Genomic DNA, 22,099 nt, shown 5'->3' with positions numbered 1-22,099 from the left:
AGGCCGATTTCAGGCGGGCTGCCATAACGATCGGACAGCTCTCAGGGAACTGACATTGGTTACGCAGGTACCCGGATGTAACGCGATGTGCCCGGTGGCTATCTGCGGGGACGGGTGCGCCCGAACCGCCGGGCTACCCGGCGCATCCGCACCAGCATCGCGACCGTGGGGCTGGTTGTGCCTGCCAGGTACGAGGAGAGTTCGCCGCTTGAAACACCTATGCGGGAAGCAAACTCGGCCTGGCGCAGACCGGATGCCTCGAACAGCAGGTTGATCTCGTTGGCTGCTTCTCGTTGCTCGGCTTCGGCAAGGTTGTCGCGCGCCCGGGTGAGGACTTCTTGCAGCACGGTCGAAATGCCGTAGAGCTCATCGGCGCCCACGACTTCCTCAACCTGGCGTGCGGTTCGTCCGAAGGGATCGCGCTTGAGCGCGTGGACTATCGCCTGCCAATCGGAAAGGTCACCACTTTGCAGGGCGTCGAGTATCTCGGAGGTGGTCCAGTGGGTGACCGGCTTGTCGCTGCGCGCCGGCTGCTCGGCGTGAGCGGAACCGGAGCCGATGTCGCCGGAACCCGAAGGCTCATCGGGCACTTCGGGGGAGACGGCTGGAGCGTCGCTCGTGACCGTCACCTCGCATCCTCCAACATCGCAACCGCCACGGACAGGCACTGCCTGCGTACCGCGGGGCATTCCATTGCACCGTCGCCGGGCTTCGGGTCAGCGAGCCGTCGCACCAGCTGACTGGAAACCCACCTCTGATTGGACTGTACACAGTAATGCTGATCGAGACCGGCGAGGACCTTTGCCGCAGTTTGCGGTTCCATCAGCGATGCGAGCCTGGCGAACTCGGTGTAATCGCGTTCGGCGTTGCGGCGCATCAACAACAGTCCTTGCATGCGCAGTGCTTCAGCGTCGGTGGGTACGACACACTTTTGTCCCGTCGGCAGCTTTACCTGGGTGATTTCGACCGGTGTCACTCGCGAGAGGGGACCTGGCATGGCGACAGTGTCGGCATCGGATCCGTTTTTGCCGGCCTGCAGTGCCTCCAGCGCCACAGTCAAGTTGTCACGCCAGCGGTCCACGAGCACCGACTGGGCATCGGGTGCGGCGACGGTGCCGCCATCGGCGAGCCGCTTGAGCCGGGCCGCCGAGACAGCGATGGCGTGGTAGTCGATGCGCGGTTCCTCGAGTCCGGATCCCTGAAGTCGCAGGGCGCTCTCGGTATGCGGGCCCGGAAGCTCGTCGACACACGGGGTTTCGAAATCCACGGTGGGCAGTACCCGATCCAGCCACCCCGGAAGCCACCAGTTGCGCTGGTTGAACATTGCCATCAGCGCCGGTACCAGCACCAAGCGCACCACCGTCGCATCGACGGCGATGGCCACGGCGCACGCGACGCCCAGCTGGGCGACCAACGGCATTCCGGCGAAGGCAAATCCGATGAACACCGCGATCATGATCAGCGCCGCGCTGGTGATGGTGCGCGCGCTCGTCCGTACGCCAAACGAAACCGCGTCGGCGCAATCACCCGTGCGCAGATAGCGCTCGCGCACGCGTGCCAGCAGGAAAATCTCGTAATCCATGGTGAGACCGAAGGTCAGTGCGAGCGCTAACGGCGGGATGCTGCTGTCGATGTTGGCCTTGTGGAAGCCCAGGAATTCCAGCCATCCCCATTGGAAGACAATCACCAGGCTGCCGTAAGCGGCGGCGACGGAGAGCACCGTCATCACCACGCCCTTGAGCGCCAGCACCGGCGAGCGCAGCGTGGCCAGCAGCATGACGAATGCCAGGACACAGACGAAAGCGAACACTCCCAGCAATGCGTGTTCCACCCTGTTGTCGTAGTCGAACAGCAGCGCAGTAGGCCCGCCGACGCTGATATCGGCACCCGAATTCTTGAGCGCATCGGGCACATTTGCGCGCAGCCAGCTGACGGTGTCGCGGGCGGCGTTCGCCTCGGGGTCCACCGACAGTACTGCCGAGATCAGTGCGTCATGCCCGCCCGTGGAGAAGATCGGATCGGAGACCCGCGCGATGTTGGGGGCCTGCGCGATTGTCTCCTTCGCGTTCTCGAGGGCTTGCCCATGCTGAGGATCTTGCGCGTTGCCGTCGAAAGTGAGCAGTATCTGTACCGGTCCGAGCGCGCCCGGTCCCATTGCGACGGCCGCAGCGTCGATGCCCCGTCGGATCTCATGGGACGAATCGAATTGGCGCAACATGCTATTGGAGACCTGCATGTGCAGACTCGGTGCGGCCAGTGCGAGCAAGAAAATCGAAGCGCCCAGCGCGGATAGCCAGGGCCGGCGCATAACCTCTTGGGTCCACTTGCGCCAGAATGGAATTGAATGTTTGCGTAGCGGTGAGAGGCGTAGGAATCGGGACTGGTTGGCTGCGGCCTTACCGAAGATGGCGAGCAGTGCGGGCATCAGTGTGGTGGAGCTGAGAACGGCGATCGCGACGACGATGATGGCGCCGGAGGCCATCGATGCCAACGCGGGGGTTCCGATCAAGTAGATGCCGGCGAGGGCGGCGATCACAGTCAGGCCGGAGAATGTGACGGTGAGCCCGGAGGTGGCCATCGCCGCCGCGATCGCCTCCTGCCGGTTCTTCCCCGAGTTCAGCTCCTCGCGGTATCGCATGAGGATGAAAAGGGAGTAGTCCACCGCGACGGCGAGGCCGATCATGGTCACCGTCGGCAGGGCGAATACCGAGATAGTGGTGATGTTGGACAGCGCGAGGACGATCGCGACGCTCAACGCGACCGTGCACAGGCCCAGGAGCAAGGGCAAGGAGGCCGCGGCCAGCGAGCCGAACGCGGCGATCAGCACGATCAGGATGACCGGGATGTTCCACTTCTCGGCCTGCTTGATATCCCCGGCGATCTGTTCGGTCATCGCGGCGCCCAGCGCACCTTGGCCGATGACATAGAGGGAGACGCGGCCACCGGCGATCTGCCCGGGCTCACCGCCGTGCACACCTATCTTCTTGCGAAGGTCCTTGGCAATGTCTGTCGCGCCGGTGTTATCGAAGCCGATCCGCAGGGTGACGACGAACGGGCGATCCGGTTGCGGCGTCAGCTGCGGGGGGATGGGCTCGACCGAGACCTGAGGGATCTGCGCCGCCACCTGCTTGAGGTAGTCGACGGCGGCAGTCATATCGGCGACGGTCGCGTCGGGCCGGGGCGCGGCGACCAGCGCCAGCGGGGAGGCGCCGTGATCACGGAACCCGGTCTCCATCGCGTCATGAACCTTTAGCGACTGCGAACCGGCGACCTCGAAACCACCACCGGTGAGCTTTTCTCCATGACTGGCTACCAGGCCCGCCGCGGAGGCAATAAGAATCAGCCAGACAGCGACCGTCAACCACCTATACCTGCGAAGGTAGTCGCTGGTGCGCATCATGACTGACTGCACGATGGTTCCTGTCGTTCGGTGTGACGCACGCAGTCTCCTGTGGCGTGGTCGTGATGCTACAGCAACGCGACCAACCTCGCCCCCTGTCTATATATATCCCGGCAACCTGCGATGACACGCTTACTAACAGCCTGCCTTGGCGAAAAACCAGTGGTGGCTGGACATGCTTTTCGCGCTCCCTGGCAACGTTGCACTGAGCTGAAAATAGGATCTTGAAATTCAGAATCTGGCCGACGATAAAGAGTGGGTAACGCTCTGGTCACTACGCGCGTGCGTGTTTCGAAATGGCGCCGAATTTCGATACGTTGGCTGTAATCCCCCAACCAAGTAGGAGGAATGTCATGTCAGCCACAACCTCGCGGCGCACGGCCTACGGCTTGCTGAGCGCAGGTGTTCTCGCTGGCGGGCTCGCGATGAGCGCCCTGGCACCGATTGCCGCGGCCGAACCAATCCCCCCGGCCCCCGCCCCGGCTCCGGCGGCCCCCGTCGCACCGGCACCCGCCCCGAACGCCGCCGCACCTGCCGCGGCGACGGTGACTCCTGCCACACCCACGCCGGATGGATGCCAGGCCAGCAAGATGACCAAGACCGTCGGCAACGTGGTGCAGAACGCCGCGGGCTACCTGGAGCAGCATCCCGACGTCGATGCGGCTTTCACCGAGATCAAGGCGGCCCCTCAGGATCAGATCGCCGCGAAGACGCAGAGTTATCTGGTGTCGCGGCCCGATGTGGCCGGTTCGCTCGGTGGCATCGCCGCACCGCTCAATGACCTGCGCACCAAGTGCGGTCTGCCGCTGGACCTGGCCCAGGTGGTCAACGGTGGCGGACTGAACCCGGCCGCGATGGGCGTCAACCCCGCGCTGCTGACCGCGCTGTCGCAGAACCCGGCGGCGCAGCAGGTGGCGCAGAACCCGGCCGCGCAGGCTCTCGTGCAGAACCCGGCAGTGCAGTCCGCGATTCAGAACCAGGCACCGGCTGCCAACTTCCCGCAGGGCCCCGGTCCCGCGCCCGGACCGGCCCCGGCCGCTGTCGCTCCGGCTCCGGCCGGCCCGGTGGGCACAGGTCCCGCGCCCGGTCCGCGCGTCTAAGGGCGCATACGTCATTCGAGTGCGAGTCTCGCGCGGATTTTCCTGGAGATATCCGCGCGAGGCTCGCACTCGGTGTTTGAGGGGCTAGCGAGTCAAGGCTTCCGGGCCCGCCGCGGGGGCGACATCGTCATGACGATTGAGGTACCGCACAGAGAGCAGTACTGCGGCGTAACCGGCGAGGGGCACCAGCACGGCGGCGAAACCTTCCATGCAGCCAGCTTGCGGGTGCGCCGGCCGTGTATCCAAGCGCGTTGACGAGATCCTGACGGCGAGGTCTCAGCTTTTTGACGTGCGGTTCGCGATGACACGCCATCCCAGCAGAAGTAGGGCAGTCACCAGCGAGGCGACGATGACAAAGCTGAACGCCACGCCCTGGTTGCTCAGGCGGCGCAAGATCATCCCGAACAGCACCGTGCAGACCCACACCGCGATGCCGGTGTGGGCGACGGATGTCGGTCGCGACCAACCCCGGCTCAGCAGCCAACCGGCTCCGGCGCCCGACAAGAACGGCCACGCCGTCTCCCACACACCCACCAGCGTGATGCCTTCGGCGTGGCTGCGCCGGCCGATGGTGCAGAAGACCAAGACGCCGATGACATCCAGTACCAGGGAGAGCAGTACGGATGTCACCGGCGCTTGGGGTGACGAATTCTGTTGCACGCTGGGCATTCCCCGACCGTAGCGGGTGCCGTGCGGCGATCAGTTGGAGGGTGCCTCCGGGTGACCGGCTTCGATGTTGAAGGTCAGCGTGACCTTTTCACCGACCAGCCCGGCACCGCCGGTGACGCCGAAGTCGCCGCGGTTGATCTCGGTGCTGGCTTCGAAGCCGGCGACAGCGCCACCCTGCGCTCCGGGGCCGACGCCCTCCAGGGACAGGTTCAGCGAGACCGGCTGGGTGACGCCGTGCAGGGTCAGTTCACCATCGACGATGTAGTCGTCACCGTCGGCACGCACCGAGGTGGAGCGGTAGGTGGCGGTGGGGTGGTTGTCGGTGTCGAAGAAGTCGGCCGAACGCAGGTGGCCGTCGCGCTGGTCGTTGCGGGTGTCGACAGAGGCCACGTTGATGGTGGCCGATACCGAGGGAGTGCCGTCCTCGGCGACGGTGATGTCACCGCTGAAGTCGGTAAACGAGCCGCGAACCTTCGAAACGCCCAGGTGGCGTACGGAGAAGGTGATGTCTGAGTGAACCGAGTCGATGGTCCAGGTTCCAGGGGCGAGAACTGGCGTGGTGGTGGTCATGAATGCTCCTCAAAGTTGGGGTAGGACATTCATGCCAACCGGACCACAGTCCGCTTTATTTCGGGGGATCGGAAGAATTTTTTGGCGGGTCGGCTGGACGAGCGTCAGGCGCGGGTTCGGGCTCCTTGGATGGGCTCGGCGTGGCGTCGGGGTCGATCTGGCTCTCGTTGCGGAAGAGGAAGAAGAAGATGACCCAGCCGATCGCGGAGATGAAAATCCAGCTGACTGCGCGGTAGATGAGCATGGCGGAGATCGCGTCGGGCAGCGTCATCCCGGAGGACACCAGACCGGGAACCAGGAAGGCCTCCACCACCAGGAGGCCACCGGGCATGAGTGGGAGCGAACCGGCGGCACGTGCCGCGGCATAGGCAACCATGACACCGACCAGGGAGGGGCGGCTGCCCACGGCGTAGGCCGCGAAGGCCAGGCACGCCACGTCGGCGATCCAGTTGAACAGCGACCAGCCGAACGCCTCGCCGAGGGCCCGCCGGGTCAGCGTCACCGCTTCCATCTGCTTGAGGATCTCGCGCCAGCGCGCCACCCCCATCATCGGCGGCTTACCGCGAACATCGTTGACCCAGCGAAGGACTCGCACCCCGATGCCGTCGAGCATCTCCGGTCGCGATGCGACCGCCTGCGCGAGGAGCAAGATGGCCAATAGTCCGCCGATGCTGAAGATCAGCGAGAACGGGTTGGTTTTGGCACCCAACAGGAATGCCCCGCCCAATCCCAGGATCGCCAAACCCACCGCCTGTAGCACCCCGGACATCACCAACTGCCAGGACGCCACGACCGGGGTCGCGCCCCAGAGTCGCTGCTGCCGATAGATAAAGGTGGCCGAGAGTACGGGTCCGCCGGGCAATGTGGTGCTCAACGCGTTGCCGGCGTAGAACGCGGCCTCAGAGCGCCATTGACGTATCTTCACGCCCGCCGAACGCAGCAGCGTGCGCTGGATCTGCGCGAAGCTGTGCATCGAGGCCATCGCCGCGAACGCTGCCGCCAGCACCCACCACGGGTTGGCGGTCTTGAGGCTGCGCCAGGCCGATGCCAGCTGATCGGAGACGAATCCGATTTCCACCGCGAGCACGATGGCGAGGACCACGAGGACCGCCCAGCGGATCCACCAGTACTTTCCCCGCTGCTTGATGACGGGTTGGGGTGCGGTATCCGCTTCGGGATCGTCCGGGCATGAAGCCGGACCGCTTCCTTCGGGCGGCGTACAGCCGCCGTCGAGTGGGTCACGGTCATCGGGCACGGGCACCACAGTAACGGCGCGGACTGGCCACTTCTTTCAGGTTCCCGCAGGCCACGCTAGGTGTGTCGCCCTGGTGCGGCCCCGGAGCAGCACAGAGTCGCCGTGATCCCAGTGTTTTTGTTCGTCGGGGTCGGCGAAATAGAGCGCATTTGTGGAGGCGAGTAGGCGGCTGGGCCGGTGTTTGGCCAGCTCAGTAAGGCGAGATGCCTCGTTCACCGGGTCGCCGATCACCGAGTACTCATAGCGTTCCGGCGCACCGACGTTCCCGGCGACCGCCAGCCCTGCCGATACCCCGATGGCGAACTCGAAGGGATGGGGGAAGTCCTCGTTGAGCCGGTCGCGCAGTTCTCGGGCCGCCGCCAGGCAGGCGGTAGTGGCATCGGGGCGGTGCAACGGGGCGCCGAAGACCGAGAGCGCTTCGTCGCCGACGAACTTGTTGACGAAGCCGCCGCGGCTGTCGACCACTTCCACCACGATGCGGAAGAAGTCGTTGAGGATGGTGAGCACTTCTTCGGGGTCGCGGTCGGAAGCCATCGACGTCGACCCGATCATGTCGACGAAGAACACTGCGACATAACGGTTCTCGCCGCCGAGGTTGGTGCCGAGCTGCAAGGCTTGGCTGGCCACGTCGGCACCCACGTGCTTACCGAATAGTTCACGCAGCTGACGACGTTCCTCACCCACCTGCATCATCCTGTTGAACCCGGCCTGCAAGACGCCCAGCTCGCTGCCGTCGTAGACGTCGACGCGCGCCTCGAAGTCGCCCTGCGCCACATCACTGATGGCGGTGCGCAGCTGGCGCACCGGGTCGGCCAGCTGTCCGGCGGTAAGCAGGGCGAGCCCGTAACTGCCGACCAGGGTGGTCGAGACGATGAGCAGGACGGTCAGGGCAAGGTCGCGCGTGGAGGTCAAGTCCTCGGGATTCCAGAGGGCCATGCCGCACAGCGCGATGATTCCGATGGCCGGCGCCAGTGTGCCGATCCACCAGCTCAGGCGGACTCGGACGAATACAGAGGGGGCGAATCGTCCGTGAAATTCGCTCGCGCTCAACGCTTTGGCCGCGATGGGGCGCAGGATGCGCTCACCGAGTAGGTAGGTGAGGCCGAAGCTGGCCGTCGCCGATTGCACACACCCGATGATGGTGGCCAGAGTCCACTTGGAGTCGTGCATGGCGCCCACCGCGATGAACACTCCCGCGCCGATGGCCCAACCACCGAGGTGCAGTAGCGACTGCTGAAGGGGGGCGGTCAACGCAGTGCGTAACTCCAGCGCGGTGGGCGGCCCGCCTCGGCAGTACCAGCGGGCGAGCCGGTGTTCCATGTGCAGTGCCCAGCCCACGCTGGTGACGATCATGACTCCGAACAGCAGCCAGAACAGTGGGGGACCGTTCTCGAAGACCCAGTCGTCGGCCGGCCGTTTGAACGGCATCCAATGGCGCAAAAAGTAGAACAGCAACAGCAGGGTGGCGGCATTGATGCCGACCATCGATGCCACGAACACCGTCCAGCGGGGGCCCAGCACATGCATGGCCCGAAACCATTCGCGCAGCCGTTCCATCACCTAGGTATTCCGATCGGTCTACTTCACTTGTACTCTTATTCGCCCGCTATGACGAAGCATGCCAGTTCTTGCAGGTCTTACGGATGCGTATGTGGAGGCCGCGCTCGCGCCACGGAACCTACTGCGCGGTAGGGTGCGGTTCATGACGCAGCGCAGCATGCCCGTCCTCGAGGGCGTGACCCACGAATATGTGCAAGCCGGGGACGTGAAGATCCACGTCGCCGTAGCCGGACCGCAGGATGGACGACCGGTCGTGTTGTTGCACGGCTGGCCCGAGAACTGGTGGATGTGGCACAAGGTGATTCCGTCCCTGGCCGATGCCGGGTACCGCGTGCACGCCGTCGATCTTCGTGGCGCCGGGTGGAGCGAGGTCGCTCCGGCGGGCTACGAGAAGGAGCAGTTCGCCTCCGATGTGCTGGCCGCAGCCGACGCGCTGGGGCTCGAATCCTTCGACCTGGTCGGACATGACTGGGGTGGTTGGACGGCGCAGCTGGTGGCCCTGAAGGCGCCGTCGCGGATCAAGCGGCTGGCCATCCTCAACATTCCACCGGTGTGGCAGGAGCCGGGCCGTGTCGCCAGGCATGCCCACAAGCTGGCCTACCAGCTCGTGGTGGGAGCCCCCGTCGTCGGACCGCTATCGCACCTGTCGCCGACCCTGTGGTGGTTCATCCGCCGTAGCGGCATGCCCAAGGATTCGGTGGACTTCTTCCGTGGCTGTTTCCGTGACCGCGACCGCCGGGTGGCCGGATCCAAGATCTACCGGTCGATGGTCGGCAAGGAATTCGCCAGGTTGGCGCGCGGCCCATACGACGATCAGAAACTCGCGATGCCGGTGCGGGTGCTGTTCGGGCTCGACGATGTCGCCGTGCACCCGTCGCTGCTCGAGGGCTTCAAAGACCACGCCGACGATCTGAACATCACCGAGGTGCCCAACTGTGGTCACTTCATCGTCGATGAGCAGCCCGAGCTCGTCGTGAAGTGGCTGACCGAGGTACTTGCCGAGCCTGCGCCGAAGGGATAGTTGCTGAGCTAGGCTCGCCGCATGACGCACGCTGACGCAGCCGAGTCGGTTCATCCGTATGTGCGCAAGGGGGCGGCATGGGCTTGGCGCCTGCTGGTGCTGCTTGCCTTCGGGCTCACCTCGTTGTGGTTGTTCTGGCATCTCAAAACGATCACCATCCCGCTGCTGCTCGCCCTGATGGGTTCGGCACTGCTGGTTCCCACGGTCAACTACCTTCAGCGGCATAAGGTTCCGCGTTCGCTGGCGGTCGTCGTGGTCATGCTGACCGGTACCGCGGCGGTCGGCGGGATCCTGACTTTCGTGGTGGACCAGTTCATCAAGGGTCTGCCGGACCTGTCGACGCAGCTGACCAACAGCATCGAGTCGCTGAAGAACTGGGCGATCCACAGTCGGTTCCACGTCAGTGAGGACCAGATCGGCAAGGCCGGCGATGCTCTGGTCAACGCCATCAAGGACAACCAAGGGAGGGTCACCAGCGGGGCGCTGGCGACGGCGACCACGGTCACCGAGATCATCACCGGTGCGGTGTTGACCTTGTTCACCACCATCTTCTTCCTGTACGGCGGCAAGGAGATCTGGGAGTTCGTCACCCGAATCTTCCCGACCGCGGTGCGGCCGCGGGTGCGTCGCGCCGGCGTCCTCGGCTTTGGTTCGCTGATCGGCTACGTGCGCGCCACGGTCGCGGTGGCACTGGTCGATGCCATCGGTATCGGCGTGGGCCTCGCGGCTTTCAGTGTGCCGCTGGCGCTTCCGTTGGCCTCGCTGGTGTTTCTGGGTGCTTTCGTCCCCATCATCGGTGCGGCGATCTCCGGGTTTGTGGCGGTATTCATCGCACTTATCACCAAGGGAGCCTTTACCGCGTTGATGATCTTGGTCATCGTGATCGTGGTGATGCAGGTGGAAGGCCATGTGCTGCAACCACTCATCATGGGCCATGCGGTGCAGATCCACGCGCTGGCGGTGGTGCTGTCCATCGCTGCGGGCGGCGTGCTGGGCGGAATCATCGGCGCACTTCTGGCGGTGCCGACCGTTGCGGTGCTCAACACCGCGATCCGGGCACTCATCGAACCCGAGGGCTCCGCCGATCCGTATCTGGTTGAAGGAGAAGAGGAAGCGGAGATCCTCGATCCAGAGATGGTGCCCGACGGTGGCCCACCCGCAGTCGGCGCCGGTCCAAGCAACGGTGTGCCGGAATTGGGCCCGGCTCCGCCCAAGGACTGACGGACCGTTATGGCATCCGGACACGGAACCGTCCCACGCTGGGTGAGCGGTAACGATCCGACGGCATCGCTGTGGCGTGCCGCGCAGGTGTTCCGATTGGCAAGTTTCGGGTACGCGCTGCTGGCCTCACAGCTGACCTCCTACACCCATTACGACCGGCAAGCACTGAGCTGGGCACTGTACGCAGGCATGGCGATATGGACCGGATTCGCGGCAGTCGCACTGTCGCGCAACTGGCTCCGGCGCTGGCAGCTGGTGCTGTGCGATCAGGTGATAGTCATCGCGCTGATGCTTGCCGGCCGGCTGGTAGTCGATGTGCAGTGGTACAGCGGACATCAGACGCTGCCGACTACGCTATGGGTGGCCAATGCGGTGGTGTCCATGGGTCTGCTGCGCGGACAGCTCGCCGGCGTCATCTCGGGGTTCGTCCTGGCCGCCATCAGCATCGCTGCGCGCGGGCTGCCCGTGAGCGCGTTGTGGCTCGATTCCACCATGCCGGCCTTGGTGGTGGTGGGGCTCGCGATTGGTGCCGCATCGACCACCGCGAAGCGCACCTTCCATGAGCTGCGGCGCGCGGAGCGTGCGGCCGCAGCGGCCATCGAACGCGAGCGGCTCGCGCGGCAGGTACACGACGGGGTGCTCCAGGTGCTGTCCTATGTGAAGCGACGGGGCACCGAGATCGGTGGCCCGACAGCCGAACTGGCGGCCATCGCGGGCGAGCAGGAAGTGGCCCTCCGGGAGCTGATCTCGGGGGCTACCCAGACGATGTTGGCCGACGACGAATTGGTCGATCTGCGTCCACTGTTGCGCACACAGGCCAGTACCGCGGTCTCGGTCTCGGCGCCGGGCTCTCCGGTGCTCATCGGTCAGCACATGGCCAGCGAGCTGGCGGCCGTGGTGCGTAGCGCGCTGTCCAATGTGGCCTTGCATGCCGGGCCGCAGGCACACGCCTACGTGCTTATCGAAGATCTCGACGATTCGGTGGTCGTGACGGTGCGCGACGACGGCAGTGGTATCGCCGCAGGCAGGCTGGATCAGGCAGAACGTGAGGGACGGATGGGGGTGTCCCGATCGATTCTGGGCCGGGTAGCCGATCTGGGCGGGGCTGTCCTGCTGGAGACAGCGCCGGGCGCAGGCACCGAATGGGAGATCACGGTGCCCAAGTCGCAGGAGGTGGGGTTGTGACCGAAAATCCGGAAAGCATTGACAGTGAGCAGATTTCGGTGATGGTGGTCGATGACCATCCCATGTGGCGCGATGGGGTGTCTCGCGATTTGCAGGCGGCGGGGCTGCGGGTTGTGGCCACTGCGGACGGGGTTGCCTCCTCTGGACGGATTGCCGCGACGGTGAGACCCGATGTGGTGCTGATGGATATGCAGCTGACAGACGGTGACGGAGCGCAGGCAACAGCCGCTGTACTCGCGGCCTCTCCCCGAAGCCACATCTTGGTGCTGTCGGCTTCGGCTGAACGCGAGGACGTGCTGGAAGCGGTTAAGGCCGGAGCCACGGGGTATCTGGTCAAGAGTGCGTCTGCCACCGAGCTCATCGATGCCGTGAAGGCGACGGCCAAGGGGCAGGCGGTATTCACTCCGGGCCTGGCTGGGCTGGTACTCGGGGAGTTTCGGCGGATGTCGAGCGCGCCGTCGACCGAGAGCGACGACACGCCACGGCTCTCCGAACGGGAAACCGAGGTACTGCGTCTGGTGGCGAAGGGTTTGAGCGCCAAGCAGATTGCCACGCGGTTGTCGCTGAGTCACCGAACCGTCGAGAACCATGTGCAGTCAACCTTGCGCAAGCTGCAGCTGGGCAACCGTGTGGAACTCACGCGGTACGCCATCGAACACGGACTGGACGAATAGGGCTCTCCGGATTCCCTGCTTGACCGTTAGTGTCGGCGAGCGCTGTTTCAGCAAACATTGGCAGATCAACGCCAGTGTGACGCGCAGCTCCCGGACCCGCGTTTATGGCTCAGAACGCAATGAGCGGCACCGCACTCCGCGGGCGGCCAGCCAAGGATGGCGCCTCCGTCCAGTGGGACTGTGAGCGGGCGCACGTTATGCCAAAAATGCTTTTCACCAATGTAGTTCAGCCCGTTGAGCGCGTGCTTCCGACCGGTCCCGGCGGCACATCATCACAAACTGTGACCCAAGGCACAGTACACCGATCGGTGTGATTTAGGATATTACCAACTGTTAAATTAACGCTTCATCATCTAGCGTCAACGCACATTGGCGCTGCAGCCCTTGGCGCCCAGCGAATACCGGGTCAGCGAGGAGTCTGGAATGCGTGGTGCGACGATTCATGCGTCTGGTCCCACTGGACTAGGGGTGGCGCTGCGCCAGTGTCGGCCGTGAGCGGGTCGGAAACCGGAGTCGCTACGGGAGACGGCGTCGCGGCAATCGAGGACTGGGCCACCGGGTACGTCAGGCGTCACCCGCTGGAATCCTTGAGCACGGTTGGTGAGCAGTTCATGCTGGGCGTGCGCACCATTCAATGGTTCTTTGTCGACCTGTTCACCGGGCAGTTCCAGTGGCAGGAGTTCGTTCGGCAGGGTGCATTCCAGGCCGCGACGGCCGTAACGCCGGTCATCCTGGTGACACTGCCCATCGGTGTCACGCTGTCGATCCAATTCGCGCTACTTGCAGGCCAAGTAGGTGCGACTTCGTTGGCGGGCGCCGCCAGCGGCATCGCGATCATCCGCCAGGCAGCCTCCCTGGTTGCCGCGGTGCTGATGGCCTCGGCCGTGGGCTCGGCCATTACCGCCGACCTGGGCTCACGCACCATGCGTGAGGAGACCGACGCCATGGAAGTCATGGGTGTATCGGTGATCCGGCGGCTGGTGGTGCCCCGATTCGCGGCCGCCATCATGATCGCCGTGGCGCTCACCGCGATCGTCTGCTTCGTCGGGTTTCTCGGCGCGTACCTGTTCAACGTCTACTGGCAGAACGGTGCGCCGGGCAGCTTCGTGTCCACGTTCGCCTCCTTCGCGACGCCTGGCGACATGATTCTGGCGGTCCTGAAGGCCATCATCTACGGCGCCATCGTGGCGGTGGTGGCGTGCCAGAAGGGTTTGTCCACCAAGGGTGGACCCATCGGTGTCGCCAACTCCGTCAACGCAGCGGTCGTGGAATCGATCCTGCTGTTGATGATCGTGAATGTCGCCATCAGCCAGCTGTACATCATGATGTTCCCGCGGACGGGGCTGTGACATGACGGTATCCAGCTATCTGTCGCCACGGTTTCGCCCGTTTGTCGTCGTTTACAACAAGATTCGCTCTCCTATGGCCCGTTTCGGCCATATGGTTGCCTTCTTCTTCAGGGCTCTTGCCGGTGTGCCCGTGGTGCTGCGGCAGTATCGCAAGGAGTTCCTGCGACACCTGTCCGATATCGCTTGGGGCAATGGCTCATTGGTGGTGGGTGGAGGAACGGCCGGGGTGGCGTTGGTCCTCGGGATCACGGCCGGCGCACTGGTGGCCATCGAGTCGTACAACTTCCTGGACCTGCTGGGTCTGGGGCCGGCAACCGGCATCATCAGCTCGCTGGCCAGCACGCGAGAGCTAGCGCCGATCATGGCCTCGTTGGCGTTCGCGATGCAGGCGGGTTGCCGGTTCACCGCGCAGCTCGGCTCGATGCGGATCGCGGAGGAGATCGACGCGATGGATTCGGTTGCTATTAGACCGATTCCGTTCCTGGTGACCACTCGCCTCATGGCATCGATCATCGCCGTGATCCCGCTGTACGTCGCGTGCCTGGCCGTCAGCTACCTGTCCTGCCAGGTCATGGTGCAGATTCTCAGCGGGAGCTCGGTGGGCTCGTATCTGCACTACTTCGGCATCGGTGTCAGTGGTATCGACGTCGTGTACTCCGTCATCAAGACCGTTGTGTTCGTGTGGTTGGCCTCAACTATCCAGTGCTACTACGGCTTCTACGCAAGCGGCGGCCCTGAGGGCGTCGGCATCGCCGCCGGGCACGCCATGCGTGCGGCCATCACCATCGTGATCGTCGTCAACATGCTGCTCACCATGGCGCTCTGGAGTGTGGACGCCGGCGCGAGGCTGGGTGGCTAGATGCCAAACTCTTTCGAAGTGGACGGCCGGGGGCCATCCGAGAGGCAGCTGCTCACCATGGCCGCGGTCACGCTCGTCGCAATCGTGGCCCTCACCGCGACCATGCTGCTCAAGTCTGCGGGCCGCCTCGACGATTACCTGCGCGTGGTCGCCGACCTGACGAATGTCGGGGACGGGCTGCCGCAGAAGTCGGACGTGAAGTATCACGGCGTACTGGTCGGCGAGGTAGACGACGTCACCCCGGCCACCGGTAACAAGCCGAACTTCGTACACATCAACCTCAAACCGCAGTACGCCAAGGCGATCCCGGCGACAGCAACCGCCCGTGTGGTGCCGAGCAATGTGTTCGCGGTGTCTTCGGTGCAGCTTGTTGACCGCGGGCCGGGTGCACCCATCCGTGCCGGAGCCCATATCGCCGAAGACCAAGAGTTGCCGACGGTGCTGTTCCAGACCACCGTGAGCAAGTTGCGTGATGTTCTCAATGCCACCGGCCGTGGCCGCGAGGACAATTCGGTGGGCATCCTCGCAGCGGTAGCCGCCGCTACAGACAGTCGCCGCGTCAAACTGCTCACCGGCGGCGCACAGCTCAACCGGCTTATTACCCAATTGAACGAGGTCGTGGCGACTGACTCGGGACCCTCAACGATCTCGGCACTTCTCGATGCCACCGAAGGCCTCAAGCAGACTGCACCCGATCTGCTGGATTCGCTACATCAGGCGGTGAGGCCGATGCAGACGCTCGCCGAAAATCGTGAGCAGCTCACAAGTCTGGTACACGCGGGGCTGACCACGGTGGGCACCACCAAGCAGGCTTTCGATAACCACACCGACCAGTTGATCGGTATCACCACACACATGACGCCCCCGATCGGTGTCTTCGCCACTAATGCCGACAAGTTCGTTCCGATCTTCCGGAACATGAACAAGCTGTCCCGCAACTGGTTTGAGCAGATGTGGGTGGCAGATCGGGACCTGCCGCATATGCCAATCGCGGTGACGCTGGCTCCGAGCTACACCTATACGCGCGTGGACTGCCCGCGGTACGGGGATCTGAAGGGGCCGAGCTGTTTCACCGCTCCGGAACAGGTAGTGCGACCGGATCTGCCCGAGACGTTGCTTCCGCAGAACTACAAGGTGCCGCCGAATCTGCAACCGCCTCGCGGAACAGTCGTGGGCCCCAACGGAAATCTGGTTGCGGTGGGTCCGCCGTACGTGGTGCCGCCGGGCGGCCCGAACGTTACGGACCCCAACCCGCCTCTGCCGCCATGGCATCCATTTCCGGCGCCGCGTGTTCCGGGCACCCACGATCCCGATGATCTGGAGCCGCCTCCGCCGCCTCAGGCGCCACCGATCCCGCCCGCGCCGGTAGCTCCCGGCGCCCGTGACAGTGGAGGCGTGCCCGTCGTTCCCGCATCGTTCGGCGGGAACGTCGGGCCAGTCGGTAGTCAGCATGAACGGGATCAGTTGGGCGTGATCACCGGTGGTCTGCGGACTCCTGCCACACAACTGCTGCTTGGCCCCGTGGCCCGCGGCACCGCGGTGTCGTTCGTGAAGGAAGGACAGCAATGAAATTCCGTGGCCCGCTGATCGGGCTTGCGGTCTTCATGACCGTGGCGCTGACACTCGGCTGGTTGGTGTACGCCACGCTTCGCCGCGATGTATCGGGAAGTACTACGGCGTATTCGGCGGTGTTCACCGATGTCTACGGACTGCGTGACGGCGACGACGTGCGCATGGCGGGGGTCCGGGTAGGCCGCGTGCAGAAGATCGAGCTGGTCAACAACGACCAGGCCAGGGTCGACTTCGTGGTCCAGAACGACCAGAAGCTGTACGGCAACACAGTTGCCTCGGTGACCTATCAGAACATCGTGGGCCAGCGTTACCTCGGTCTGGCGCTGGGTAAGTCGGGCGACACCAATGTGCTGCCGGGCGGGTCGACTATCCCAGTGGAGCGCACGGACCCGTCGTTTGACGTGACCACGCTACTCAACGGTTACGAGCCGCTGTTCAGCACGCTGTCGCCCGAGCAGGCCGACAATCTGACCAAGGGCGTTATTCAGTCACTACAAGGTGACAATGCCTCGATTGTCACGCTGGTTAGTCAAACATCAACTCTGACAAAGACGTTTGCGGGGCGTGACCAGGCGTTGGGTAATGCCATCACCAGCCTGAACACCGTCACGGGCAATCTTGCGCAGCAGAACGACAACCTCGACAAGATGCTGACCCAGACACGGCAGACGGTGTCGGATCTGGATCGCAAGCGGCCCGAGCTGGTGTCCTCGGTGGGCTCGATGGCGCAGTCCATGAGGCGCCTGTCGAAGATCACCGACGAGGTATACCCCTCGCTCGACGAACTCATCACCCGCCAGCCCGGATTCGGAAAGCATGTGGTGAGTATTGAACCGCAGTACGCGTTCCTGGGAGCCAACCTGCCGCTCACTCTGAAGGGGCTGTCTCGCTTTTACTCCGAGGGAGCGTTCATCAACGTCTACATGTGCGACCTGAACCTCACCGGCTTCTTCCCCGGTCTCAATGACGTGATACCGATCATCGTCAACGCCGCTACGCCTGGAAACGTCGCCCAGCACACCCCGCGATGCCGGAACATGGCCAATGGCTGAGCAATCCAGATGGCAGAGGATCAAGAATCGGCCGGTCGAGACGTACAACAAGACCTGGCTCGGGTTCATCGCTATCGCGGCAATCGCTGCGCTGGTGGGTGGCATGCTGCTGGTCAAGGCCATGGGCTTGGGCTACACCACCTACACGGCGGAATTCGCGCAGGCTGCCTCGTTACGCGCGGGTCAGCCGATCACGGTGGCGGGTATACCCGTCGGAAACATCACGGGCATGAGACTGGTCGGTGACCATGTTGAAGCCGGGCTTAGCGTCCGAGACGACATCATGTTGGGTAAGGACACCAAAGCCTCTATCCGCGTCACCACCATCCTGGGATCCCGGTACTTGGATCTGCAGCCCAAGGGTGCGGGGGCATTGCCTGGCAAGACAATTGATCTCGCGCATACCGAGGTTCCTTACGATCTGCAGGCCGCGCTGGCTGGGGCGACGAACACCTTTGACCAAGTCGATTTCGACAAGGTGGCTCAGTCACTGAGCATCCTCGGCAAGCAGCTGCAGGGACTGCCCAACGTGGTGCCAGAGGCCATGGCGAACATCCAGTCGCTGTCCTCGGTGATCGCCGAGCGGCGCGATCAGTTGGGGACGCTGCTCAGGAGCACCGAAAAGGTGACTAACACCTTGCGTCGCCAGCAGTCCGGCATTGGCGTGCTGATCAACCAGGGACAAGATCTGCTTGGTGAACTCGTGGCCCGCCGCGCCACTTTTCACGCAATGCTGCAGTCATTCACGAACCTGGTTGAGCAGCTCAGCAAGGTCCTGATCAAGGACCGCCCGCAGCTCGACGAGATGCTCAAGACGGCGCGGGGGCTTTCCGACATGCTGGGTAAGCACGACGATCTGCTACGCAGTCTGTACCCGATTGCGCCGGTCTTGATACGCGGTATCGCCAACTCGACAGGTACCGGCAACGCTATCGACATCAACCTGTCGAATGGCCTGTTGGTCGATTCGTGGATGTGTGCGATCAGTGGGCGCGCCAAGCAATTCGGAATGATCCCGTACTTCAAGGACTGCAAATGATGACAATGGGCGCTAGGCGCAGCCGGCTGATCGCGATGGTCGGCACGGTAGTGGTGCTGGCCGCGGCCGTCATCGGCGCGGGGGCGTATTTCGTGAAATCGCAACTCGATCACATCACGCTGACCGCGCAGTTCGACAATGCCTCCGGTTTGTATGAGTCGAATGTCGTTGCGGTGCTCGGTATGCCGGTAGGAAAGATTACGAAGATCACGCCGCAATCCGGCTACGTCGAGGTGCAGTTCACGGTCGACAAAGATGTGAAAGTGCCCGCCGATGTCCAGGCAGTCACGTTGTCCACCTCGATCCTGACCGACCGCCAGGTCGAGCTGTCTCCGCCCTATCGCGGCGGGCCGACTCTCAAAGACGGTGACACCATCGGATTGGACCACACCAAGACCCCGGTGGAGTTCGACAGGGTGCTGGGCATGCTGGACCGTCTTTCGTTGTCCCTCAAGGGAGATGGCAAGGGTCAGGGGCCGGTGGCCGATATCGTCAACTCGGCTGTCGGGATCGCCGATAACAACGGGGAGAAGATCAAGTCCGGGCTTGGTGAGTTATCCAAGGCGCTGCGCCTGAGTTCCGAAGGTGGGGTGACCACCCGCGAGCAGTTGACCACCATCATCAAGAACGTTAGCTCGCTGTTTGACGCAGCGGCAGCCAACGATGGCAAGTTGCGTGAATTCGCCTCTACTGTTCACCAACTGAGCCAAATCCTCGATGATGAGGCATTGGGAACCGGGTCCACTGGGCACAAGTTCAACGATCTGGTGAAGCAAGCTGGAGACATTGTCGAGGCCAATCGCGACAACCTCAAACAAACCATCCTCAACTCCAACACCGCGCTCAAAGCGGTCGTGGACAACCAGCGTGAGATCTCCGAGTGGATCGACGTCCAGCCGTTGGCGTGGGACAACATGTACAACGTCGTGGACCAGGACAACAAGCGGTTGCGTGTCCGGTTCATGACCGATCGGCTGCTATTCGAGAGCCAGATGGACAAGGAAATCTGCAACATGATGGGCCTACGTCAATTGGGCTGTGGCACCGGGACATTGCAGGATTATGGACCCGATTTTGGGCTGACCTACATGCTGGACGGACTCGCGGCGATGGGGCAGAAGTGATGGGCGCGCGCAAGATACTGGCGGCTTCGGCGGTCGCGGCCGCTGCTGTGTTGAGTGGTTGTGCCACTAACGGTCTCGGTGACCTGCCCCTGCCCGCGCCGGGTATCGGCAGTGGTGGATACCGCCTCACGGCGCTGTTCGCCAACGTCCTCAACCTGCCGGACAGTGCGAAGGTCAAACTCGCCGGTGCCGATGTGGGACAGGTCGACGAGATGCACGTGAGTAACTACACGGCGATCACTACGTTGCGCATCTCTGACGGGGTTCGGCTGCCCAAGGGCAGCACCGCCGAATTGCGTTCGGCCACACCACTCGGTGATGTTTTTGTCTCGATCCGTCCCCCTGCGGGGGCACTGTCGGATGGCCCGCTCCTGAAAGACGGTGACACCATCGGTCTGGACTCGACGACCGCCGCCGCCACAGTGGAATCGGTGCTCAGCTCGGCCGCGCTAGCCTCCAACGGGGGCGCCGTACGCAACCTGACCAATATTGTCAATGGTTTCGGAAAGGCGACCGGTGACCAGGGCCAGGCATTCGGCGATCTGATCAACGACTCCAATCAGTTACTGGGAAAGCTGAATTCACGCTCAGCGGAGATCTCTGATGCCCTTACCCAGACTTCGCAGCTGGCTGACCGGATCGACGCCAAGAACCAGGCTATTACCGATATCGTGACGGCGGCGGGGCCGGCCACGGAGACGCTGGCCGCCAATACAGCGCAGCTGTCCGAACTCTTGGTGATGGCGGGCGACACCACCAAGCAGCTGCAGAAGTTCCCATCGATTGCCGGTACGGACACCAGCGGCCGCAGCGTTATCAAGGACGCCAATACCGTTGCGAAGGCATGGAATGACGTGGCGCTGGATCCCGATACCAGCCTTGCTGCCTTCAACCGGATCATGCCCACCGCGATCAAAGCAACCGCCGGTAACTCGCTGTCCCTCACTGCGGGAATAGACCAGTTGGTTCTCGGCTCGATACCCGATGCGGGTTCTCACGCCGACACAGGTCTACACGGCCCTAAGCGATACAACTGGGCGCAACTGGTGGGGTCCGTTAAGTACACGCTATGGCGCTTGCAGGAACGCGTCGTCGGCCAGGGTGCGTACGGGCAGGAAGTTCCGGTGCGCCCCAGCCCCACCGAGCCCGGTGTTATCGAGACCATCCCGCCCGCTCCGGGAGGTGGGCGATGATCAACGCGCTTGCAAATACTCTGGTCGGCGCTGTCCGTGCGGGCCACCGCCAGAAGGCGGCGTTGTCGGGTATCGCTCTGGCACTGACCATGGTCGTGGCGGTGGTCTATCTGTTCGTTGGCGCGTTGCGCGTCAACCCATTTGCCTCGACGTATCGGGTGATGGTGCAGCTGCCGGAGTCCGGTGGGTTGTTACCTAATCAGGATGTGGCGTTGCGGGGGGTCAAGATTGGGACGGTGCAGTCGCTCGAGATTACCCAGCAGGGTGTGAATGTGACCGCCGAGATTCAATCCAGGTACCGGATTCCGACTGCGGCGAAAGTCCGCGTGACGGGTTTGTCGGCAGCCGGTGAGCAGTACATCAACTTCGAGGGCGGGCCCGGTCAGCAAGGCCCGTTCCTCAAGGACGGCGCCGTGATCTCTGAGGGTGCGCAGGTGCCGGTGACGTTGGCCAAGCTGTTGGCTGATGCCGATGGTCTGCTGGCGCAGGTGGATCCCAAGAAGCTGGAGCTCATTAAGAAGGAATTGAGCCTGAGCAAGGAAGGCCCGCGCAAGCTCACCGAGATCATCGACGGCGGCACCTTCTTGCTGAGCACCCTGGATTCGGTGCTGCCTGAGACCACCAGCCTGCTCAAGACCAGCCGGGTGGTGCTCACCTTGGCCGCCGACAAGAACTCGGGCATCCAGGCCACCGCCAACGAGCTGGGCCGCACCCTGCGCGGCATCGAGAAGATGCAAAACGGCTACCGCACCCTCGTCGGTCAAACCCCCAAGACCCTGGGCGCCGTCGACGGTCTCTTCGCCGACAACTCCGACACCATGGTCGCGCTCCTGGCCAACCTCGCTTCGACAGCGCAGATGCTGTACGTGCGTACCCCAGCCATCAACGCGTTCTTCCCCAACTACCGTGGCTCGGTGTTCGGTGGCATCGCTGACACCATGCGCGACGGTGGCGTGTGGGCCACGGCAGATCTGTACCCGCGCTACGCCTGTGACTACGGCACTCCGCGAGTACCGCCCTCTTCGGCCGATTTCCCGGAACCGCCTATCTATACGTATTGCGCCAATGACGATCCGGCGGTTCTGATCCGCGGGGCCAAGAACGCTCCGCGCCCTGCGGGCGACGACACCGCGGGGCCGCCGGCCGGTGCCGATCTCGGGAAGACCACGGACCCTACTCCCAAGGGGAGGTTCACCATCCCTACACCTCAGGGCGGGCCGACGCTCCCCATCGCGCCCCCGAGCTGATCCAGGACA

General features: G+C 63.7%; 20 protein-coding genes. 13 read left to right on the top strand and 7 right to left on the bottom strand.

The features are described from left to right. Window positions 1-98: 98 nt before the first annotated feature. Together AOT87_RS25270 and AOT87_RS25265 are read right to left on the bottom strand one after the other, a co-directional pair. Window positions 99-629 carry a helix-turn-helix transcriptional regulator gene (locus tag AOT87_RS25270; protein ID WP_057967250.1) on the bottom strand — a complete coding sequence of 177 codons (531 nt, stop codon included), beginning with the start codon at window positions 627-629 and terminating at the stop codon, window positions 99-101. Beyond that, window positions 626-3,400: an MMPL family transporter gene (locus AOT87_RS25265; RefSeq protein WP_057967249.1), complete on the bottom strand. Its 2,775-nt coding sequence runs from the start codon at window positions 3,398-3,400 to the stop codon at window positions 626-628. Before AOT87_RS25265 ends, AOT87_RS25270 begins: the two co-directional genes overlap by 4 nt. Before the next feature lie 353 nt (window positions 3,401-3,753). Here AOT87_RS25265 and AOT87_RS25260 point away from each other — a divergent pair, with 353 nt between their 5' ends. Beyond that, window positions 3,754-4,500, top strand: coding sequence for a hemophore-related protein (locus tag AOT87_RS25260; protein WP_030097361.1), 747 nt, complete (start codon window positions 3,754-3,756; stop codon window positions 4,498-4,500). 84 nt (window positions 4,501-4,584) lie between these two features. Here AOT87_RS25260 and AOT87_RS29540 read toward each other — a convergent pair whose 3' ends face one another. From AOT87_RS29540 to AOT87_RS25240, 5 genes are all read right to left on the bottom strand, one after another. Further along, on the bottom strand, window positions 4,585-4,710 hold the full coding sequence (locus tag AOT87_RS29540) for a hypothetical protein (protein WP_256364535.1): 126 nt from the start codon (window positions 4,708-4,710) through the stop codon (window positions 4,585-4,587). A gap of 66 nt (window positions 4,711-4,776) precedes the next feature. Beyond that, window positions 4,777-5,169 (bottom strand): DUF3054 domain-containing protein, encoded by a 393-nt coding sequence (locus tag AOT87_RS25255; protein ID WP_057967248.1) that lies wholly within the window; start codon window positions 5,167-5,169, stop codon window positions 4,777-4,779. Between the two features lie 30 nt (window positions 5,170-5,199). Then, a complete protein-coding gene (locus AOT87_RS25250) occupies window positions 5,200-5,739 on the bottom strand; it encodes a YceI family protein (protein ID WP_057967247.1) in 540 nt (179 codons plus the stop codon). Between the two features lie 55 nt (window positions 5,740-5,794). Further along, window positions 5,795-7,003 carry a YbhN family protein gene (locus AOT87_RS25245; RefSeq protein ID WP_057965505.1) on the bottom strand — a complete coding sequence of 403 codons (1,209 nt, stop codon included), beginning with the start codon at window positions 7,001-7,003 and terminating at the stop codon, window positions 5,795-5,797. 27 nt (window positions 7,004-7,030) lie between these two features. Continuing rightward, window positions 7,031-8,554: an adenylate/guanylate cyclase domain-containing protein gene (locus AOT87_RS25240; RefSeq protein WP_081343246.1), complete on the bottom strand. Its 1,524-nt coding sequence runs from the start codon at window positions 8,552-8,554 to the stop codon at window positions 7,031-7,033. 142 nt (window positions 8,555-8,696) lie between these two features. On the opposite strand from AOT87_RS25240, the gene AOT87_RS25235 reads away from it, so the two are divergent. From AOT87_RS25235 to AOT87_RS25180, 12 genes are all read left to right on the top strand, one after another. Next, complete coding sequence (locus AOT87_RS25235; protein ID WP_057967271.1) at window positions 8,697-9,575, top strand: alpha/beta hydrolase; 879 nt, start codon at window positions 8,697-8,699, stop codon at window positions 9,573-9,575. Between the two features lie 21 nt (window positions 9,576-9,596). Beyond that, the gene (locus AOT87_RS25230; RefSeq protein ID WP_057967246.1) at window positions 9,597-10,796 is read left to right on the top strand and encodes an AI-2E family transporter; all 1,200 of its coding nucleotides are present in this window, start codon (window positions 9,597-9,599) and stop codon (window positions 10,794-10,796) included. A 9-nt stretch (window positions 10,797-10,805) separates the two neighbouring features. After that, window positions 10,806-11,981, top strand: a complete 1,176-nt coding sequence (locus AOT87_RS25225; RefSeq protein ID WP_030097354.1) for an ATP-binding protein — start codon at window positions 10,806-10,808, stop codon at window positions 11,979-11,981. 41 nt (window positions 11,982-12,022) lie between these two features. Continuing rightward, entirely contained in the window at window positions 12,023-12,655 is a 633-nt protein-coding gene (locus AOT87_RS25220; RefSeq protein WP_030097353.1) for a response regulator transcription factor, read from the top strand. 491 nt (window positions 12,656-13,146) lie between these two features. After that, window positions 13,147-14,004, top strand: coding sequence for an ABC transporter permease (locus AOT87_RS25215; protein ID WP_030097352.1), 858 nt, complete (start codon window positions 13,147-13,149; stop codon window positions 14,002-14,004). Window position 14,005: 1 nt separating this feature from the next. After that, window positions 14,006-14,863 carry an ABC transporter permease gene (locus tag AOT87_RS25210; RefSeq protein ID WP_030097351.1) on the top strand — a complete coding sequence of 286 codons (858 nt, stop codon included), beginning with the start codon at window positions 14,006-14,008 and terminating at the stop codon, window positions 14,861-14,863. Beyond that, on the top strand, window positions 14,864-16,432 hold the full coding sequence (locus tag AOT87_RS25205) for an MCE family protein (RefSeq protein ID WP_057967245.1): 1,569 nt from the start codon (window positions 14,864-14,866) through the stop codon (window positions 16,430-16,432). Further along, entirely contained in the window at window positions 16,429-17,487 is a 1,059-nt protein-coding gene (locus AOT87_RS25200; protein ID WP_057967244.1) for an MCE family protein, read from the top strand. The genes AOT87_RS25205 and AOT87_RS25200 overlap by 4 nt, the downstream gene beginning before the upstream one ends. After that, entirely contained in the window at window positions 17,480-18,526 is a 1,047-nt protein-coding gene (locus AOT87_RS25195; protein ID WP_057967243.1) for an MlaD family protein, read from the top strand. Before AOT87_RS25200 ends, AOT87_RS25195 begins: the two co-directional genes overlap by 8 nt. Further along, window positions 18,523-19,650 (top strand): MCE family protein, encoded by a 1,128-nt coding sequence (locus AOT87_RS25190; protein WP_057967242.1) that lies wholly within the window; start codon window positions 18,523-18,525, stop codon window positions 19,648-19,650. Before AOT87_RS25195 ends, AOT87_RS25190 begins: the two co-directional genes overlap by 4 nt. Further along, window positions 19,650-20,843, top strand: coding sequence for an MlaD family protein (locus tag AOT87_RS25185; RefSeq protein ID WP_030097346.1), 1,194 nt, complete (start codon window positions 19,650-19,652; stop codon window positions 20,841-20,843). The genes AOT87_RS25190 and AOT87_RS25185 overlap by 1 nt, the downstream gene beginning before the upstream one ends. Beyond that, window positions 20,840-22,090 (top strand): MCE family protein, encoded by a 1,251-nt coding sequence (locus tag AOT87_RS25180; protein ID WP_057967241.1) that lies wholly within the window; start codon window positions 20,840-20,842, stop codon window positions 22,088-22,090. The genes AOT87_RS25185 and AOT87_RS25180 overlap by 4 nt, the downstream gene beginning before the upstream one ends. Window positions 22,091-22,099: the final 9 nt, after the last annotated feature.

It is taken from the genome of Mycobacteroides sp. H003 (assembly GCF_001440135.1).
In the GTDB taxonomy this organism is placed as follows: domain Bacteria; phylum Actinomycetota; class Actinomycetes; order Mycobacteriales; family Mycobacteriaceae; genus Mycobacterium; species Mycobacterium gwanakae.
Note: the sequence above shows the minus strand (reverse complement) of the source record. Positions and strands in the feature narration are given on the sequence as shown.

Coding starts and splice junctions, on each gene's coding strand:
- AOT87_RS25230 (WP_057967246.1), top strand. CDS start 9,597: ATGACGCACGCTGACGCAGCCGAGTCGGTTCATCCGTATGTGCGCAAG.
- AOT87_RS25180 (WP_057967241.1), top strand. CDS start 20,840: ATGATCAACGCGCTTGCAAATACTCTGGTCGGCGCTGTCCGTGCGGGC.
- AOT87_RS25265 (WP_057967249.1), bottom strand. CDS start 3,400: ATGATGCGCACCAGCGACTACCTTCGCAGGTATAGGTGGTTGACGGTC.
- AOT87_RS25250 (WP_057967247.1), bottom strand. CDS start 5,739: ATGACCACCACCACGCCAGTTCTCGCCCCTGGAACCTGGACCATCGAC.
- AOT87_RS25195 (WP_057967243.1), top strand. CDS start 17,480: ATGGCTGAGCAATCCAGATGGCAGAGGATCAAGAATCGGCCGGTCGAG.
- AOT87_RS25225 (WP_030097354.1), top strand. CDS start 10,806: ATGGCATCCGGACACGGAACCGTCCCACGCTGGGTGAGCGGTAACGAT.
- AOT87_RS29540 (WP_256364535.1), bottom strand. CDS start 4,710: ATGGAAGGTTTCGCCGCCGTGCTGGTGCCCCTCGCCGGTTACGCCGCA.
- AOT87_RS25220 (WP_030097353.1), top strand. CDS start 12,023: ATGGTGGTCGATGACCATCCCATGTGGCGCGATGGGGTGTCTCGCGAT.
- AOT87_RS25255 (WP_057967248.1), bottom strand. CDS start 5,169: ATGCCCAGCGTGCAACAGAATTCGTCACCCCAAGCGCCGGTGACATCC.
- AOT87_RS25235 (WP_057967271.1), top strand. CDS start 8,697: ATGACGCAGCGCAGCATGCCCGTCCTCGAGGGCGTGACCCACGAATAT.
- AOT87_RS25190 (WP_057967242.1), top strand. CDS start 18,523: ATGATGACAATGGGCGCTAGGCGCAGCCGGCTGATCGCGATGGTCGGC.
- AOT87_RS25210 (WP_030097351.1), top strand. CDS start 14,006: ATGACGGTATCCAGCTATCTGTCGCCACGGTTTCGCCCGTTTGTCGTC.
- AOT87_RS25205 (WP_057967245.1), top strand. CDS start 14,864: ATGCCAAACTCTTTCGAAGTGGACGGCCGGGGGCCATCCGAGAGGCAG.
- AOT87_RS25260 (WP_030097361.1), top strand. CDS start 3,754: ATGTCAGCCACAACCTCGCGGCGCACGGCCTACGGCTTGCTGAGCGCA.
- AOT87_RS25200 (WP_057967244.1), top strand. CDS start 16,429: ATGAAATTCCGTGGCCCGCTGATCGGGCTTGCGGTCTTCATGACCGTG.
- AOT87_RS25185 (WP_030097346.1), top strand. CDS start 19,650: ATGGGCGCGCGCAAGATACTGGCGGCTTCGGCGGTCGCGGCCGCTGCT.